18 protein-coding genes are annotated in these 17,215 nt (G+C 64.8%); 9 read left to right on the top strand and 9 right to left on the bottom strand.

The annotated features are described in order from the left end of the window. Positions 1-93 precede the first annotated feature (93 nt). The 3 genes from HYH07_RS36750 to HYH07_RS26710 all read right to left on the bottom strand — a co-directional run bounded on the left by HYH07_RS36750 (position 94) and on the right by HYH07_RS26710 (position 2,792). A complete protein-coding gene (locus HYH07_RS36750; protein WP_220005360.1) occupies positions 94-486 on the bottom strand; it encodes a DUF3551 domain-containing protein in 393 nt (130 codons plus the stop codon). A 102-nt stretch (positions 487-588) separates the two neighbouring features. Then, positions 589-1,974, bottom strand: a complete 1,386-nt coding sequence (gene chrA / locus HYH07_RS26705; RefSeq protein ID WP_220005289.1) for a chromate efflux transporter — start codon at positions 1,972-1,974, stop codon at positions 589-591. Continuing rightward, a complete protein-coding gene (locus HYH07_RS26710; protein WP_220005290.1) occupies positions 1,974-2,792 on the bottom strand; it encodes a chromate resistance protein ChrB domain-containing protein in 819 nt (272 codons plus the stop codon). Before HYH07_RS26710 ends, chrA begins: the two co-directional genes overlap by 1 nt. A 229-nt stretch (positions 2,793-3,021) precedes the next feature. Between HYH07_RS26710 and HYH07_RS26715 the strand changes: the two genes are divergently transcribed. Beyond that, positions 3,022-3,846 (top strand): N-acyl homoserine lactonase family protein, encoded by an 825-nt coding sequence (locus HYH07_RS26715; RefSeq protein WP_220005291.1) that lies wholly within the window; start codon positions 3,022-3,024, stop codon positions 3,844-3,846. 7 nt (positions 3,847-3,853) lie between these two features. Here the strand turns inward: HYH07_RS26715 and HYH07_RS26720 are convergent, their stop codons facing one another. Both HYH07_RS26720 and HYH07_RS26725 read right to left on the bottom strand, forming a co-directional pair. Next, a complete protein-coding gene (locus HYH07_RS26720; protein WP_220005292.1) occupies positions 3,854-4,042 on the bottom strand; it encodes a hypothetical protein in 189 nt (62 codons plus the stop codon). A gap of 32 nt (positions 4,043-4,074) precedes the next feature. Beyond that, on the bottom strand, positions 4,075-5,232 hold the full coding sequence (locus tag HYH07_RS26725) for an MFS transporter (protein ID WP_220005293.1): 1,158 nt from the start codon (positions 5,230-5,232) through the stop codon (positions 4,075-4,077). Positions 5,233-5,383: 151 nt separating this feature from the next. On the opposite strand from HYH07_RS26725, the gene HYH07_RS26730 reads away from it, so the two are divergent. Beyond that, a complete protein-coding gene (locus HYH07_RS26730; RefSeq protein ID WP_220005294.1) occupies positions 5,384-6,643 on the top strand; it encodes an adenylate/guanylate cyclase domain-containing protein in 1,260 nt (419 codons plus the stop codon). Here the strand turns inward: HYH07_RS26730 and HYH07_RS26735 are convergent. Beyond that, entirely contained in the window at positions 6,640-7,884 is a 1,245-nt protein-coding gene (locus HYH07_RS26735) for an MFS transporter (RefSeq protein ID WP_220005295.1), read from the bottom strand. The genes HYH07_RS26730 and HYH07_RS26735 overlap by 4 nt on opposite strands. 171 nt (positions 7,885-8,055) lie before the next feature. Here HYH07_RS26735 and HYH07_RS26740 point away from each other — a divergent pair, with 171 nt between their 5' ends. Beyond that, entirely contained in the window at positions 8,056-9,432 is a 1,377-nt protein-coding gene (locus tag HYH07_RS26740) for an Nramp family divalent metal transporter (protein ID WP_220005296.1), read from the top strand. Between the two features lie 198 nt (positions 9,433-9,630). Here HYH07_RS26740 and HYH07_RS26745 read toward each other — a convergent pair whose 3' ends face one another. Together HYH07_RS26745 and HYH07_RS26750 are read right to left on the bottom strand one after the other, a co-directional pair. Beyond that, positions 9,631-10,407: an arginyltransferase gene (locus HYH07_RS26745; protein ID WP_220005297.1), complete on the bottom strand. Its 777-nt coding sequence runs from the start codon at positions 10,405-10,407 to the stop codon at positions 9,631-9,633. 130 nt (positions 10,408-10,537) lie between these two features. Continuing rightward, entirely contained in the window at positions 10,538-11,086 is a 549-nt protein-coding gene (locus HYH07_RS26750) for an RDD family protein (protein ID WP_220005298.1), read from the bottom strand. Positions 11,087-11,275: 189 nt separating this feature from the next. Here HYH07_RS26750 and HYH07_RS26755 point away from each other — a divergent pair, with 189 nt between their 5' ends. Beyond that, entirely contained in the window at positions 11,276-11,911 is a 636-nt protein-coding gene (locus HYH07_RS26755) for a DUF6151 family protein (protein ID WP_220005299.1), read from the top strand. Positions 11,912-12,117: 206 nt separating this feature from the next. On the opposite strand, the gene hemB is transcribed toward HYH07_RS26755, so the two are convergent. After that, entirely contained in the window at positions 12,118-13,179 is a 1,062-nt protein-coding gene (gene hemB / locus HYH07_RS26760) for a porphobilinogen synthase (RefSeq protein WP_220005300.1), read from the bottom strand. A gap of 125 nt (positions 13,180-13,304) precedes the next feature. Here hemB and HYH07_RS26765 point away from each other — a divergent pair, with 125 nt between their 5' ends. The 5 genes from HYH07_RS26765 to glyA all read left to right on the top strand — a co-directional run bounded on the left by HYH07_RS26765 (position 13,305) and on the right by glyA (position 17,119). Then, positions 13,305-13,796, top strand: a complete 492-nt coding sequence (locus tag HYH07_RS26765; RefSeq protein ID WP_220005301.1) for a DUF6163 family protein — start codon at positions 13,305-13,307, stop codon at positions 13,794-13,796. 508 nt (positions 13,797-14,304) lie between these two features. Beyond that, positions 14,305-14,823 carry a transcriptional regulator LdtR gene (ldtR, locus tag HYH07_RS26770; RefSeq protein WP_027529973.1) on the top strand — a complete coding sequence of 173 codons (519 nt, stop codon included), beginning with the start codon at positions 14,305-14,307 and terminating at the stop codon, positions 14,821-14,823. 197 nt (positions 14,824-15,020) lie between these two features. Next, a complete protein-coding gene (locus tag HYH07_RS26775) occupies positions 15,021-15,257 on the top strand; it encodes a hypothetical protein (RefSeq protein WP_220005302.1) in 237 nt (78 codons plus the stop codon). Between the two features lie 37 nt (positions 15,258-15,294). Then, a complete protein-coding gene (locus HYH07_RS26780; RefSeq protein WP_057756403.1) occupies positions 15,295-15,516 on the top strand; it encodes a hypothetical protein in 222 nt (73 codons plus the stop codon). Positions 15,517-15,817: 301 nt separating this feature from the next. Next, positions 15,818-17,119 carry a serine hydroxymethyltransferase gene (gene glyA / locus HYH07_RS26785; RefSeq protein ID WP_220005303.1) on the top strand — a complete coding sequence of 434 codons (1,302 nt, stop codon included), beginning with the start codon at positions 15,818-15,820 and terminating at the stop codon, positions 17,117-17,119. Positions 17,120-17,215 lie beyond the last annotated feature (96 nt).

The following is a 17,215-nucleotide window of genomic DNA, read 5'->3' on the forward strand; positions in this document are numbered from 1 at the left end:
TCTCGCGGCGAGTTGCAACGTCCATCGCGTCCGAAGGGCTTGACAGAAGGGCCTCCCGATCGCAGCTGCTTTGCCCGACCGGCGCATCATCCGTCACATGTATTGTCTCGTACTTTGGAGAAATCGTTCTTTTTCTCCCGGTGCGTAACCTTGGGAGGCGCCATAATAAGGTTCATTGAATTGATTGTACGGCGCGGCACGGTGGTGGATCGGCGGCGCAGGCGGCGTGTATGTTTGGCGAGAATTGCGCCGCATCTTCCCTCCGGCGGTCGCACCGGCGTAATATGGGTTGAGGACGCACATTTGACCGTTGGCCGACGCCCGGCATTGGTCCATCGTCGTATAGGTGCACCGATAGTATGGACTGATTCCGCGAGAGACGACGTTCAAGCAAACGGGAAAAGCCGGATCGAATCTTTGGGCCCGGGCGTGCCCCGCTGCTAAGGCGATAGCCACGGTCAAAATCGTCAAAGCCCATTTACACATTGGAGCGTCCTCCAAGTCGGTACTCCAAGTCGGGTTCAACACACCGGTCGCACTCCCAACGTCGGCAGTATTGATCCACGTCAACGCTCGCGGAATTCCGCCCTAGATCACCCCCACCATCCGCAGCGCCACGCCGGCGGCGCAGCTCCCGGCCAGCACCGTCAGCATGCCGAGCTTGAAGCGGAAGATCGCGGTCGCGGCTGCGATCGACAGCACGAGCGCCGGCAGGTCGACGCTCGTCAATACCGGCCTGTCGAAATCCAGCGGGAAGGCGTGCACCGGTACGGTCTCGCGGAACAGCGTGTGCAGCGCGAACCAGATCGACAGATTGAGGATCACGCCGACGACCGCGGCGGTGATCGCGCTCAGCGCGCCGGCAAGGCCCGTATTGCCACGCAGCCGTTCGATGTAGGGAGCGCCGACGAAGATCCAGAGGAAGCAGGGCGTGAACGTGACCCAGGTGGCGAGCAAGCCGCCGAGGGTTGCCGCCAGCATCGGCGACAGCCCGCTGGGATCGCGATAGGCCGCCATGAAGCCGACGAACTGGAGCACCATGATGAGCGGGCCCGGCGTGGTCTCGGCCATGCCGAGGCCATCGAGCATCTCGTGCGGCTTCAGCCAGTGATAATGCTCAACGGCCTGCTGGGCGACATAGGCCAGCACGGCATAGGCGCCGCCGAAGGTGACCAGCGCCATCTTCGAGAAGAACAGCGCGATCTGGCTGAACACATTGGCTTGGCCGAGCGCCAGCAGCAGAACGATCACCGGGACCAGCCACAGGGCAAGCCAGAGCGCAGCGGTGCGGATCGCACGCGCGGTGTCGGGACGCACATGTTCGGGCACGGCTTCGCCGAGCATGCTGTCGATGGCGGCGTTGCTGCCGCCATGGCCATGACCAGCGGGCGCGAACTCGGTGCGGCCGGCGCGGGCGCCGGCATAGCCGATCAGGCCGGCGGCGATGATGATGACAGGGAAGGGCACCGCGAAGAAGAAGATCGCAACGAAGGCGATCGCGGCCAGCGCGATCATGATGCGATTCTTCAGCGCGCGCTTGCCGACGCGAAACACGGCCTCGACGACGATGGCGAGCACGGCGGCCTTCAGGCCGAAGAACAGCGCCTCGACGAAGCTGACATTGCCATAAGCCGCATAGATATAGCTGAGGCCCATGATGGCGATGATGCCGGGCAGGATGAACAGCCCGCCCGCCATCAGTCCGCCAGCGGTGCGATGCATCAGCCAGCCGACATAGGTGGCGAGTTGTTGCGCCTCGGGTCCCGGCAGCAGCATGCAGTAGTTCAGCGCATGCAGGAAGCGGCCTTCCGAGATCCACTTCTTCTCCTCGACCAGGATGCGGTGCATCACGGCGATCTGGCCCGCAGGCCCGCCGAAGCTCAACGACGCGACATGGAGCCAGACACGAAAGGCTTCACCGAAGCTGATGCCGTGACCGGCATCAGCTCCTGCTTGAACGTTACGGGTGTCCATTACGCCTTCACCTTGTTGGTCGGCCAGTTGTGGGTCTCGGCCGTGGCGTCGCGGCACCAGCGATAGAAGGCGTCGTAGAGCAGCATGCCGGCCTCGAGCTGTTCGAGGTCGTCATCGTACATGCGCGACAGCCCGAGCGAAGCCGCGAGCAGGCCAGGGGCCTCCGGGGCCAGATCGGGCCGCGCCGTATCGGCGCCGCGCACCAAAGTCGCGAGCCGCAGCAGCGCAGGCGTCGCAATGCCGAACTCCTCGACCATCACGTCGAAGGTGCAGAGCTCACCGCGGTGGCTCCAGAACACGTTCTCGATGTCGAAGGGCGCGGCTTTGAAGCGCTCGCCGACCGCGACCACTTCGGGCGGCGCGACAAACAAGAACACCGCGGCGGGATCGACGAAGCGGCGGATCAGCCAGGGGCAGGCGATGCGGTCGATCTTGGGCCGGGCGCGCGTCACCCAGACCGTGCGCCCCTTGGCATCGCGGGGGGGCAGCTTGCGGGTGTCGAGCAGCGGCAGATTTGCTGCTTTCCAGCCCTCGAAACCGCCCTCGAGCGTTTCGGCCTCGGCGCCGAGCTGGCGCAGCCACGCCGCGGTGCCCTGCGCGAGCTTTTCTCCGCGTAAGCAGGAGACGATGGTACGGCGGCCGGCAAATTGGCCGCCCCATTCCGCAACCGTCTCGTGGCTGAGTTTGATCGAGCCAGGGATCAGCCGCCGGTCGGCGGCAAAATCGTCCTCGGTGCGGACATCGATCAGGACAGGAGCATTGGCCGTGCCGATCAGGCGCGCCAATTTATCTGAAGATATGGTCGTGAATGTAGGCATGTTGATGCGTCCTCGTGGGAACTGAACGGGACGCGATACTTGGGCATGTCGCCTCGTGGGGAGATCGCTCAAATCCCCATGGCGTTGATTACAGCGAAACCGCGCCGACCTGTCAATCGCCTGATGCCATGGCATTGTGCAGGCTTGGAGTGCGTGGAAGCGGAATTCTGCGGCGAGGGCGGGGTTGATCCTCGGTCGCAACAAGAAGGGCTGCCAGGAGGGACCAAGGATGACCCGCAAGTTCACGCTCGCTCTCACTATGATCGCACTTGCGCTGACCGTCCGGGCTGCATCCGCGCAAATGCCGGGCGTCGAAAGGCTTTACATCATGAATTGCGGGGAGGGCGTCGCCGGCGATATCGGGCGCTGGTCTCCCGGGGTGAACGAAGGCAAGTCGATGGACTTCGTCGACACCTGCTATCTCATCAAGCACGCGAAGGGCTGGTTCCTGTGGGACACAGGGATTCCCGACGCCGTTGCGGCGATGCCGAATGGCCTTGTGCCGGCCGATCCCAAGGCCGTCACCTGGCGGCGCCCGAAGACGCTGGCTTCGCAGCTCGAGCAGATCGGCGTGAAGCCCGCCGACGTCACGGTGATGGGCGTCTCGCACGCCCATCCCGACCATATTGGCAATGTCGAGATGTTCCCGCAGGCAACGCTCTACGTGCAGAAGGCCGAATATGATTGGCCAGGCGCCAACAATGAGCCGCGCTTCAAGCCCTCGCATCCGGTCGAGCTGCTCGCGGGCGACAAGGACGTGTTCGGCGACGGCAGCATCACCATCCTCTCGACGCCCGGTCACACGCCGGGACACCAGTCGCTGATGGTGAGACTGCCGAAGACCGGCGTGGTGGTGCTCTCAGGCGATGCCGTTCACTTCAGGGATAATTGGGACAACCGCCGCGTTCCCAGCATGAACACCAACAAGGACCAGAGCGCGGCCTCGATGCAGAAGATCGCCGACACGCTCGACAAGGAAAAGGCGCAGCTCTGGATCAACCACGACAAGGGCCAGCGCGACACCCAGAAGATGTCGCCGGAGTTTTACGACTGAGACCGGATCAGCTTTTCGGCGCGGTGACGGGCGGGCCGGCGTCCGGTGTCTTCTTCGGCTTCAGCGTCCCGGCATAGAACGAGACCAGCCACACCAGGAGCAAAGCCAGCAGATAGACGCCCCAGGCCTGCGGCGGCGTCATGGCCCAGCGGATCAGGCCTTTGAGGGTGCGGGGCGGGCTCTTGTCGTCGGTCATGCCAGCGCTTGTGCGCGAAAGCGGCGGCACGGTCAATCCGGCCGCTTCTCTGCGCGGATCAGGAACAGCGCGGCCAGCGCCGACAGGCTGAGCGCGGATGAGACCATCAGCACCTTGGCGCCCATCATGTCGATCAGCAGGCCAAAGGCCAGCGGCGCGATCGCCTGCGCCATCCGCGCCGGTGCGCCGATGATGCCGAGGCGGTAGCCGAAATCCTTCGGGCCGAAGATCGCCAGCGGCAGCGTTCCGCGCGCGATCGTCAAGATGCCGTTGCCGGAGCCGTGCAGCAGCGCAAAGGCGCTCGCGGCCGGCGCGCCGAAGATGGCGACGACAGCCGCGCCAATCGGGTGGGTGAGGCAGGCGAGGCGGGTCGACCACAGTGGATGGAAGCGGGAGAGGACGCTGGCTTCGAGAATGCGCGCGACCACCTGGGCCGGGCCGATGAGCGCGCCGGCCGCGATCGCCTCGACATGGCTCGCACCGGTCGCCTCCAGGATGCGCGGAAAATGCACGGCCATGGCGCCGGTGACGGTCCAGACCGCGGCAAAGACGAAGGCGAGCAGGACCATGGTGCGGTCGAGCGGGACGTGCGGTTTCTCCGCCGTTGCCGCGGCCTGCCTGGCGCCCTTGATCGAAGGCAGCACGAAGAAATTGAGGGGCAAGCCGATCAGGACGTTGGCGGCAGCCCAGGCGAAGCACGTATCGCGCCAGCCGATATGGGCCAATCCCCAGGCGGTGAGCGGCCAGCCCACGGTCGAGGCGAATCCGGCCATCAAGGTGATGCCGGTGATCGAGCCGCGCGCTTCTGCGCCATAGATGCGGCCGAGCGCAGCGAACGCGGCATCGTAAAGCCCCATCGCCATGCCGATGCCGAGCACGAACCAGGCGAAGGTCATCACCGCCACCGACTGGGAGAAGCCGAGCAGGACGAGGCCGGCGGCAATGGTCAGGTTCGAGGCGGACAATACCTGTCGCCCGCCGACGAGGTCGATCTGTCGCCCGATGCGGGGCCCCAGCATCGCGGAGATCACGAGCGAGGCTGAGAACGCGCCAAAAATCCAGTTGCTGGAGATGCCGAGGTCGTGCGCCATGGGATCGGCAAGCAGGGCCGGCAGATAATAGCTGGAAGCCCAGGCCAGGGTCTGCGTGGTGCCGAGCGCGAGGATGATCGGAAGCTGGCGCTGGCTCATGTCGTCGAATTTCTGGCCTTTGGTGTCATCTTCGGCATTTGCGACCCCAGGCGAGAGCGCGTCAACAGCGTTGGCGGCATATTCGACCTGCTGGCGGTGCGAGCCTTGGTTGCGGCCTTTCGTTCGTCACGAATGCACGCCATAATGGCGTATGCAACTCACCTCCCGCCTTGCGCTGATGAACTGGGTGGCCGGCCAGGGGCTCACCGGCCTTCCCGAACCCGAACTCTTGCGCGGCTTCTGCGAGCGCTGCCGCGCTGAAGGGTTGGAACTTTCGCGCGGCCTCGTCGTCATCGACACGCTGCATCCGATCTACGAGGGCCGTGCCTTCCGCTGGAGCGACACGCCGAGCAACGAGAGCAACGTCATCGAATACGGCTCGACGGCGGATGGCGATGCGGCCAAGAACTGGCGCCGCTCGGTGTTCTACCATCTGCTCGAGCATGGCCACGACGAGATGGTGATCGATCTTGCCGACGCGCCCTCGCTCGATTTCGCGCAGATCGGCGAGCTCGCCGAACACGGTCACCGCCATTTCCTGGCCTTCGTGCACCGCTTCGGCGAGACCGGAGCGCTCGGGCAGATGGACTGCCTCTACTCCTACTGGACGACGCGGCGGGACGAAGGCTTTAGCGAAGCCGAGCTAGCCGCGCTGCGCGATCTCGTGCCGGTGCTGGGACTTGCGATCAAATCGGCGCAGCAGGTCGACATCGTGCGGACGCTGGGGCGGGTCTATCTCGGGCGCGATGCCTCCGAGCAGGTCCTGCGCGGGCGGATCTCGCGCGGCGTGACCGAGCGCATCAATGCCGTGCTCTGGTATTCGGATTTGCGCGGCTCGACCGGGATCAGCGAGAGCATCGCGCCGGACGAGATCATCCCGTTCCTCAACGATTACGCCCAGGCCGTGATCGACGCGATCCACGAGGCAGGTGGCGACGTGCTGAAGCTGATCGGCGACGGCGTGCTGGCGATGTTCTGGGGCGAGGACATGGCCGATGCGCGGCGGGCCGCGCTGCGGGCCGAGCACCTGTTCCGTCAGAACGTGGCGGCGCTGAATGCGCGCCGGGCGGCGGAGGGCCGCCCGACCACGTCCGCCTATATCGGCCTGCATGTCGGCGAGGTCTTTTACGGCAATATCGGCAGCGAGGACCGGCTCGATTTCACCGTGGTGGGGCCGACCGTGAACGAGGTCAGCCGCATCGCCTCGATGAGCCGCTCGGTCGATCGGGAGCTGCTGGCGTCAGCCGAGTTCTACAAGGGCCTGGATGCCGCGGGCCGCCGCTACCTCGTTTCCACCGGCCGCTATGCGCTCCGCGGCATCGGCCGCGCGCAGGATCTCTACACGCTCGACCCCGAAGTCGATGCGAGCGAGCCGGTGACCGGCAGCTATGAGAGGTATCTGGCGAATTAGGCCCGCGCCGCGGCTTCGTCGCCCACCATCGCCGGCTGCCGGTCGAGCGCCACCGCCGGCGACAGCCAGATCACCAGCGCCTGCACGCCGAACACGGCCGCCGCAACATAGAGGCACGCTTCCGCGCTCCAGAGGCCGCCGACGATCGCGCCGAGCACTGATCCGAGCGGGCGGGCGCCGTAGCTCATGATGTTGATGGCGGAGACGCGCCCGAGCAGGCGCGGCGGCGTCACCGACTGGCGCAAGGTCGTGGTCGAGATCACCCACAGGATCGGCCCGACGCCGAGCAGGAAGAAGCTCAAGGCCGCAAGCCAGGGCGAGGGCACCAGCACCGTCAGCGCCATCACCACAGCGGCAACGAAACCGGTGATCGGGCCGAGGCCGACCACGGTGCCGAAGGCGATGCGCTTCATCACGCGCGTGGCGAACAGCGCCCCGATCACCATTCCGACGCCGTACATCGTCAGCACCGTGCCGACGCCGGCCGCGGTCAGGCCAAGATGGCGCACCGCGTAGGGCACGAACACCGCGATCTGCAGAAACCAGCCGGTGTTGAAGATGAATTGGGTGATGAACACCGGCCGCAGCAGCGGATGGTGGAAGACAAAACCGGCGCCCTCACGAATGTCCTGGAACGGATGGCGTCGTGGCACCGGCGCACGCGCGGGCTCGTAGAGGCCGGAGAGCAGCATCACGGCGATCGCTGACAGCGCCGCGGCGAAGCCGAAGGCCGGGCTCGCGCCCCACCAGCCGACCAGCGCGCCGCCGAGCGCCGGCCCGCTGGCAAAGGCGATGGTGCGCGCAAGCTCGATGCGGGCATTCGCGGCCGACAGCAGTTCGGCGCTCACCAGCGAGGGCACCAGCGCCGGCGCGGCGACGCTGTAGACGACGGTGCCACAGACGGCGGCAAAGCCGAGCAGCGCCAGCAGCGGCAGGTTGAGCGCGCCGAGCCAGAGCAGCAGCACGATCGCCGCCAGCGCCACCGCCCGCAGCGCCTCGGCACCTGCCATCAGCGCGCGGCGGGAGATGCGATCGGCCAGCAGGCCGGCGGGAATCGCGAACAGCACGAAGGGCAAAGTAAGCGCGGTCTGGAGCACGCCGGTCTGGCCCTCGGCAACGCCCAGCGTCAGCACGGCGACGATGGGGGCGGCGGCCAGCGCGATCTGCTCGGCCGATTGCGCCGTTAGGTTGGACCAGGCGAGGCGGTCGAAGGTGTCGGGAAGCCCAAGGGCATTTGACATGGCGCATTTCCTGCAAACTCGTGATGCCGCCAGTATTCGCTGCCGGGAACGGTCAAACCCACCCGCTTCCCGACAGGAACGGGCAAAGCCGGAACGGGCGGCGGGAACCAATGCGCCTAGATGCAGTTGCAAATGAGTTGCAATAAGAATCGACTCCGGTATTCTGACCGCATGGATGCCCGATCGCCCGATCTGACCCAGGATCTGACCCAGGACCTGACCCAAGATGCTGCCGGCTGGCGCACCGACGCGCCGGCCACCAAGAGCCTCGCCGAGGTGAATGCCACCGTCGCCATCCCCGCGGCCGGGGCATGGTGGCGGCGGCTGCTCGCCTTTGTCGGCCCGGGCTACATGGTCTCGGTCGGCTACATGGACCCCGGCAATTGGGCGACCGACCTCGCCGGTGGGTCAAGGTTCGGCTACACGCTGCTCTCGGTCATCCTGCTCTCGAACCTGATGGCGATCCTGCTGCAGTCGCTGGCGGCGCGGCTCGGCATCGTCACCGACCGCGATCTGGCGCAGGCCTGCCGCGCCACCTATTCGCCGGCGGTGAACTTCTTGCTCTGGCTTGCCTGCGAAGCGGCGATCATCGCCTGCGATCTCGCCGAGGTGATCGGCACCGCGATCGCGCTGAAACTTCTGTTCGGCATTCCCCTGGTCGGCGGCGCGCTGATCGCGGCCCTCGACGCGTTCCTGCTGCTGGTCCTGATGAACCGTGGCTTCCGCTTCCTCGAAGCCTTCGTGATGGCGCTGCTTGCGGTGATCGCGGTCTGCTTCGCGGTTCAGATCGTCGCCGCGGCGCCGCCGGTTGCCGAGGTGCTGCGCGGCTTTGCGCCGAAGCGCGAGATCTTCACCAATCCCGAGATGCTCTACATCGCGATCGGCATCATCGGCGCGACCGTGATGCCGCATAATCTCTATCTGCATTCCTCGATCGTGCAGACGCGCGCCTATGCGCGCAACGACGAGGGACGCCGCGACGCCATCAAATGGGCGACGACGGATTCCACCATCGCGCTGATGCTGGCGCTGTTCATCAACGCTGCGATCCTCGTCGTCGCGGCCGCGACGTTCCATACCAGCGGCCATTCCGACGTCGCCGAGATCGGCCAGGCCTTCGAGCTGCTGTCGCCGCTGCTCGGCCTCGGCATCGCCTCGACATTGTTCGCGGTGGCGCTACTGGCCTCTGGCCTGAATTCAACCGTCACCGCGACGCTGGCCGGCCAGATCGTGATGGAAGGCTTTCTCGATTTGCGTCTGCCGAGCTGGGCGCGGCGCCTCGTCACGCGCGGCATCGCCATCATTCCGGTGATCGCCGTCACCGCTGTTTATGGCGAGCGCGGCACTGCGGATTTGCTGGTGTTCAGCCAGGTCGTGCTGTCGATGCAGCTGCCCTTCGCGGTCATCCCGCTGGTTCGCTTCGTCTCCGACCGGCGCAAGATGGGGCAGTTCGCGATACCGGTGTCCGTTGTTGCCATCGCCTGGATCGTCGCGGGCGTGATCGTGGTTCTGAACGTGAAGCTGCTGGTGGATACGCTGTTTGGCTAACTATACCGCCGCTGTCGTCGCCCAGCTTGACCGGGCGACCCAGTATTCCAGAGACGGTTGCGATTGAAGCGAGAGGCTGCGGTGTACTGGATGCCCCGGTCCCGGCTCCGCTAGGCTACGCCAGACCTACAAGGGCACTCGGCCGGCGAAGCTTCAGCGAAGACGGCAAGCCGGGGCATGACAGAGAGTGTGAAGCAGCTAATCCTGCGGCTCGGAGGCCGAGTCGCCCTGCGCGTCGATGCGCAGCCAGCCTGAGGGGGCGAGGCGCTGCTGCGGCAGGAAACGGGCCTTGTAGTCCATCTTCTTGGAGCCCTCGATCCAATAGCCGAGATAGACGTAAGGCAGGCCTTGCCGGCGCGCGCGGGCGATGTGGTCGAGGATCATGAAGGTGCCCATCGAGCGGGACACCTGGCTCGGCTCGAAGAACGAATAGACCATCGACAGGCCGTCGCTGAGCACGTCGGTGAGTGCGACCGCGATCAGCTCCTCGCCGCGGCCGGTGAGGCCGCTGTCGGGGCCGCGCTTGCGGTACTCGATGATGCGGGTCTCGACATGGCTGTCCTCGACCATCATGGCGTAGTCGAGCACGGTCATGTCGGCCATGCCGCCATGGCGATGGCGGGCATCGAGATAGGCGCGGAACACCGAATATTGCTCTGAGGTCGGCACCGCGCTGCGCTGCTCGCCGATGATGTCCGCGTTGCGCGCCATCACTTTGCGGAAATTGCGGGACGCGCGGAACTCATTGGCGACGACCCGGACCGAGACGCAGGCCCGGCACTGGTCGCAAGCAGGCCGGTACGCGATCGACTGGCTGCGGCGGAACCCGCCATGGGTCAGGAGATCGTTGAGGTCGCCGGCGCGTTCCCCCACGAGGTGCGTGAACACCTTGCGCTCATGCCGGCCCGGCAGATACGGGCAGGGGGACGGCGCCGTGAGGTAAAATTGTGGGGTGTCGCGCGAATGCTGGGTCAAGGGACGTCGTGGGCCTCCGAACTGGGTATCAGCATCGCGCTACCAAAGCTCCCGGTCAATCGGTCTGCTCGGCTGGTCAGATCAGTCAGTCTAGCGGATCCAGGTTAGCAGGTCCTTGACCATCATGACCTCACCAGGTCCGTGCGCTCTGGGGTACGGGCGCGCGAACGGAATTGTTGATCACGACCGTTCCCAGCACGAAATCGTGCAGCAGGCGCCGGCGGCCGTTGAAGAGGCCGACAAGCACCACGAAGGGCGACAGGAATGAGACCGAGACCCAGAACAGCACGGCATGGGTGGCGCCGAGGACAAAGTAGCCCGGCGCGCCGTACCAGGTGCGCAGCTCCAGGTCCATGATCCGCATCCCGACCGTCGCCGACGAGGGGCCACCGATGCTGGCGCCGTAATAGACGATGGCCCAAATCACGGAGGCCGGCCAGGCCAGCCAGAACAGCGCCCAGCCGATGCCCAGCGTCACCACGCCGAACACGGCGATGAAGATGTAGCCGAGGACGACGGGAACGGAGATCACGATCATGTCGATCAGGAACGCGAATACGCGCCGCGTCGCAACGCCGCGGAACAGTTCCGGATGCAGATAGGGATCGTAGGCGTGCGGCTGCGCGCCGCCGTCATTGCGCCAGACGCCGCTGTCATCTGGCGAACCCGAGTAAGACATGAGCTTCCCTTCCGGTTTCCGATCTCTCCCGCAGCACATGGGCACCATCCGGCCACACGCCAAGGCTGTCGGCCGGTCAACCCTGCAAAATATTCGGGCGATTCGGCGGCCGGCGACGCTTGCGCGGTTCATGATTTGCATCATGCTGCAGGGGCGAGGGCAATTCGGGCCCCGGACAGGATCATTTTCATGGGTGGCCAGATCGAATTGCGATGCCGCTGCGGCGACGTCCGCGCCGTGGTCGCGGATGTGTCGCCCCGGACGGTCAATCGTGTAGTCTGCTACTGCGACGACTGCCAGGCCTTCGCACACCAGCTCGGCCGCGCCGATCTGTTGAATAGGAAAGGCGGCAGCGACATTGTCCAGGTCGCGCCATCGACGCTCTCCTTTGTGCAGGGACAGGACCGGATCGCGGGGGTGCGACTGAGCCCGAAGGGCCTCTACCGGTGGTATGCAAGCTGCTGCAACACACCGGTCGGCAACACGGTCTCGCCGACCATTCCCTTTGTCGGCATCATCGCCCAGGCGTTCGAGGGTGGCGCGCCCGCCGTTGACCATGTCGCCGGCCCGCCGGTCGGCGCCATTCTCGGCAAGTATGCGGTGGGCGAGCCGCCGGTGGGCTCAACTGCAATTAATCTCTCTCTCATCCTGCGCGCTATCGGCAAGGTGCTTGCGTGGAAGGTGCGCGGGAAGACATGGCCGCATCCGTTCTTCAAACGGGAGCCGCCCGAGCCGATCTATGCAGTCACGGTGTTGTCGCCCGAGCAACGCGACGCGCTACGTCCGTTGTGCGGGCCGCGGCCTGCGGCGCAAGCGGCTGATTGATTGGTGTAGGCGGGCAAGGGCGCGCGGTTCGCAACTAGCCGAAACGTTCCGGCATTCGGGGCCGGCCGTCACGACGACGCTGGAAGACAAGGCCACCGGCTTTGTAGGGTGGGCAAAGGCGCGACAGCGCCGTGCCCACGATTTGTGGCGACGGCTACCGGATGGTGGGCACGCTACGCTTTGCCCACCCTACGGCACTACGGCACCTATGCTTCGGAGCGCAGCTTCTCAGCCGCCTTCGGCGCAAAATAGCTGAGCACGCCGTCGGCGCCGGCGCGCTTGAAGGCGAGCAGGCTCTCCATCATGGCGCGGTCGCCGTCGAGCCAACCGTTGTTCGCGGCGGCTGATATCATCGCGTATTCGCCCGAGACCTGATAGGCGAAGGTCGGCATCGCGAAGGTGTCTTTCACGCGGCGGACCACGTCGAGATAAGGCATGCCGGGCTTCACCATCACCATGTCGGCGCCTTCGGAGATGTCGAGCTCGACCTCACGCAGCGCTTCATCGGTGTTGGCGCTGTCCATCTGATAGGTGCGCTTGTCGCCTACAAGGGTTTTGGCCGAGCCGATGGCATCCCGGAACGGGCCATAGAAGGCGGAGGCGTACTTGGCCGCATAGGCCATGATCTGCACGTCGAGCAGGCCTGAGCGATCGAGCCCCTCCCGGATCGCGGCGACGCGGCCATCCATCATGTCGGAGGGCGCGATGATGTCGCAGCCGGCTTCGGCCTGCACCAGGGCCTGGCGCACCAGCACCGCGACCGTCTCGTCGTTCAAAATTTTACCGTCGGAGATCAGGCCGTCATGGCCGTGGCTGGTGAAGGGATCGAGCGCGACGTCGCAAAGGACGCCGATCTCAGGGAATTCCTTCTTGATTGCGCGCACCCCCTGGCAGACCAGATTGTTCGGATTGGTCGCTTCCGAGCCTTGCTCATCGCGCAGGGACGGGTCGGTGTAGGGAAACAGAGCGATGCAGGGAATGGTGAGCTTCATCGCGCGTTCGGCTTCGCGCACCGCCTGATCGACGCTGAGGCGATCGACGCCGGGCATCGAGGCGATGGGCTCGCGCTTGTTGTTGCCGTCGATCAGGAATAGCGGCCAGATCAGATCGTCTGTGGTGAGCACATTCTCGCGCACCATGCGCCGGGCCCATTCGGCCTTGCGGTTGCGGCGCGGGCGGACGGCCAGATCGAGGGCAGGGGAGGCGGTCGTGCCATCCCGGCGCGAAACCTCGCGCAGTTCGATCGGACGTCCGTATTTGATAGCCATTACGCTCTTCCTCCGGCTGGAATTATTCTTATACCAGTTCGCATGGTTCCCGTCACCGCGGCTTGACCTCCCGCAAGGTGATGGCAGCCGATTGATTTTGCGGAGCGAAACAGCCAGAAGGGGCCATGTCCGACATATCCACCCGCGATAGTGCCAATGCCAGGGATGCCGTCAGAGACAACGCCCGAGACAGCGCGATGTCGGTGGCTGCGATCTCGTCGGAGCGAGCTGAGTCCGACGACAATGTCTGGACGCGCCGGCTGGTGCTGTTCCTGCGGGTGATGGCGCTGCTGTCGATCCTCAAGGGCCTCTATCACTGGGCGCAGGTGACCGGCTTCGTCGGCGGCGAGGACGAGGCATTCGAGAACCAGTCGATGGCCTGGCAGGCCGCGACCGTCTACTTCGCCGTGATCGAGCTCGTCGCCGCCGTCGGCCTGTGGCTGGCCACGCCCTGGGGCGCGGTGGTGTGGCTGACCACCGTGGTCTCGATGGCGGTGATCGAGCTGATGTTTCCGGGGATCTATGGCGGCAGCCTGATCGTCGTCGGCGTCGAGGCCTTCATGCTCGCCGCCTATCTCGCGCTCGCCTGGATGGCCGCGCGCGAACGGCCGCCGTAGCGCTGCAAACTCTCGTGCCCCGGACGCAATGCAGCGCGCCCCATTTGCGGCGTGATGCATTGCAGAGCCGGGGCCCATGTCTCTGCAATCTCGCTTGTGACTTCTGGTCCAGGATCTTCGCTGCGCTCGTCCGGCACACGAGAGTGGCATTTGCCGAGTCGTGATGACTTGGTTGACCGCTGGTTGCCTCAAATTCGAGGTAAGTTTTCATTGACCTAGCGCTTTCAGCCACAGCTCTTACGCGAGCGTTTCGAATTGGGGCGGGGCTGTTCTGGAATGCGACAGCGGGGCCGGACGGAGGGTGAACAGGACCTTGCCACGGTCAACAGACGGTTGCGAAAAGTGCTTGTGGCACAGGCTTAATCCGCAATTCACTGTCTTAAATTCATGATCTCTTTATTCTCTTATTTAAGCCGATCTTCAAACGCCCCCCTTAAGTTGGACCTATCAGACGGAACACAAGTTGCGTCGAATAAGTGTCGACAAAAACGACAACAGGGGAAGTGTCATGATGAAAGCCGTCGCAACTGCGGCAGATACCGCAGAGCGCGTTTCCGGCCCGCAGGGTTCGGTGCAGTCGCTCTATCTGGAAGCTTTGACTCTGGTGGAGCGGCTGCATCGCCGGCTCCTCGACGTGATCAAGGACGAGTTCGATCGTCGTGGCCGCGCCGATATCAATTCCGTGCAGGCGCTCCTGCTCTATAACATCGGCGACAAGGAGCTGACCGCAGGCGAGCTGCGCACGCGCGGTTACTATCTCGGCTCCAACGTCTCCTACAACCTGAAGAAGCTCGTCGAGCTCGGCTTCCTCGATCATCAGCGCTCGCGCGTTGATCGACGCTCCGTGCGCATCCGCCTGACGCCGCAGGGCCAGGAAGTCCGCCGCATCGTCGACAGCCTCTACCAGAAGCACGTCAAGACCGTTGAACAGGTCGGCGGCATCTCGGGCGAGGAGTTCTCGACCCTCAACAAGTCGTTGCACCGCCTCGAGCGGTTCTGGACCGACCAGATCCTGTATCGCCTCTGAGTTCCAGAAGGGGTCAAGGCCAAGCCGGCCCGCAACAAGACCGGCAGGCTTCCCAACGTGCCTGACTTCCCCAAGCGCGTCGGCCCGGCTTGCCCGGACCGGCGCGTTTTGACGTCTCTTCGCAGTTGCGAAAAAAAGCCAGCCGGGGCGGAACCGGATTCTCGCGTCGCAGTTGTCTCTCCGGATCGGAGGATGCGATGCTGGTCGAGCGCGGGTTGCAGGCTATCAACGTCGAACTCGTGAGCGATGCCTACGCCATCGCCGCGAATTACCTTCGCCGATCCGGCGCAATCCCCGACACGCTCGCGACCAACGACCGCCTGCTCGAGATCATCGTCAAGCTGCTCCAGCACGGCGAAGTCAACAAGATCAGGCTCGCCAACAAGGCGATCACGCGATTCGAGACCCAGTCCGAGGCTCGCGCGGTTGCCTGATCAAGACTCCAAAAACATCGATGAACCAGAGGATGCCATGGAAGCTGCCATCGACCGCATCATGCAGACCTATGACCTGCTCGCCAACCGGACGGCGGCGGCGAGCGCAGAGGCGCGGGAAAAGGTGACAAACTACCTCAATACCCTGATGGAAGCCGGCGAGAAGGACACCCACAGGTTGACCGTCTGCGGCCTCACCTACCTGCGCCAGCTCGATGGCAGCGTGGACCCCGTGAAGGCGGGGTATACCGGGCTGTAGACGGGACGGCCTGAATGGCGGCAAGTCCGGTCAGCTCGACCCCCGAGGGGGTGACTTGCCGGCTTCGGTTGGGGATTGGGCCGCCTAAACCGGCCAGTCCACATCTCTACGCTGAGGCTCCCCCGTAAGCTTGCGGGCCTCCAGGTCAGCCATCTCCACCATATCTTGCATAATTCCGACGCCCGACCCGCAAATGCTTGGCCGGGGGCGGGCGATGTGGTAGATCGCGCGTGCTTCCAACCGCCACACAAGACCGACCGTAGCCCTTCCGAACAGGCTGCGGCGGTGGAGATATTCGCCGATGACCTCTGCCTCCGCCAAAACCTCTGCGCCCGATTCGTTTTTCACCGCCTCGCTCGAGCAGGCTGACCCGGAAATCGCTGCCGCCATCAAGGGCGAGCTCGGCCGGCAGCGCCATGAAATCGAGCTGATCGCCTCCGAGAACATCGTCAGCCGGGCCGTGCTGGAAGCGCAGGGTTCGGTGATGACCAACAAGTATGCAGAGGGTTATCCGGGCGCACGTTACTATGGCGGTTGTGAGTGGGTCGACGTCGCCGAGAACCTCGCGATCGATCGCGCCAAGAAGCTGTTCGGCGCCAATTTCGCCAATGTGCAGCCGAACTCGGGCAGCCAGATGAACCAGGCCGTGTTCCTGGCGCTGCTCCAGCCCGGCGACACCTTCATGGGTCTCGACCTTGCGGCCGGTGGCCATCTCACCCACGGCTCGCCTGTCAACATGAGCGGCAAGTGGTTCAAGGCGTCGCATTACACCGTGCGCCGCGAGGACCAGATCATCGACATGGACGCGGTCGCGAGGCAGGCCGAAGAGGTCAAGCCGAAGCTGATCGTCGCCGGTGGCTCGGCCTATTCGCGCGCCTGGGACTTCAAGCGTTTCCGCGAGATCGCCGACAGCGTCGGCGCTTACCTGCTCGTGGATATGGCGCACTTTGCCGGTCTCGTCGCCGGCGGCGTGCATGCTTCGCCGGTGCCGTACGCCCACGTCACCACCACGACGACGCACAAATCGCTGCGCGGTCCGCGCGGCGGCCTGATCCTCGCGAACGACGAAGTGCTCGCCAAGAAGCTCAACTCGGCAATCTTCCCGGGCCTGCAGGGCGGCCCCTTGATGCATGTGATCGCGGCGAAGGCGGTTGCCTTCGGCGAAGCGCTGCGCCCGGACTTCAAGGTCTATGCGAAGAACGTCGTCGAGAACGCCAAGGCGCTGGCCGCGGCGATGAAGAGCCACGGCTTCGACATTGTCTCGGGCGGCACCGATAACCATCTGATGCTGGTTGACCTCCGGCCCAAGGGCCTGAAGGGCAACGTCTCGGAGAAGGCGCTGGTCCGCGCCGCCATCACCTGCAACAAGAACGGCATTCCGTTCGACCCCGAAAAGCCGTTCGTGACCTCCGGCCTGCGTCTCGGCACGCCCGCAGCGACGACCCGCGGCTTCGGCGTCGCCGAATTCCAGCAGGTCGGCGGCATGATCGCCGAGGTGCTCAACGCGATCGCGCAGTCCGACGACGGCACGGCGCCGCTGGTCGAGGCCGCGATCAAGGAACGGGTCAAGGCGCTCACGGATCGGTTCCCGATCTATCAGTAAGAGGCCAAGTCTAAAGCGCGATGAGATTGGGTTGAATCATCATCGAGCTTTAGCTCTTTGTTTGAGCATGATCTTTCCGGAAAACCGCTTCGCATT

Source organism: Bradyrhizobium sp. BR 10261 (genome assembly GCF_019455395.1).
GTDB classification, from domain to species: Bacteria; Pseudomonadota; Alphaproteobacteria; order Rhizobiales; family Xanthobacteraceae; genus Bradyrhizobium; species Bradyrhizobium manausense.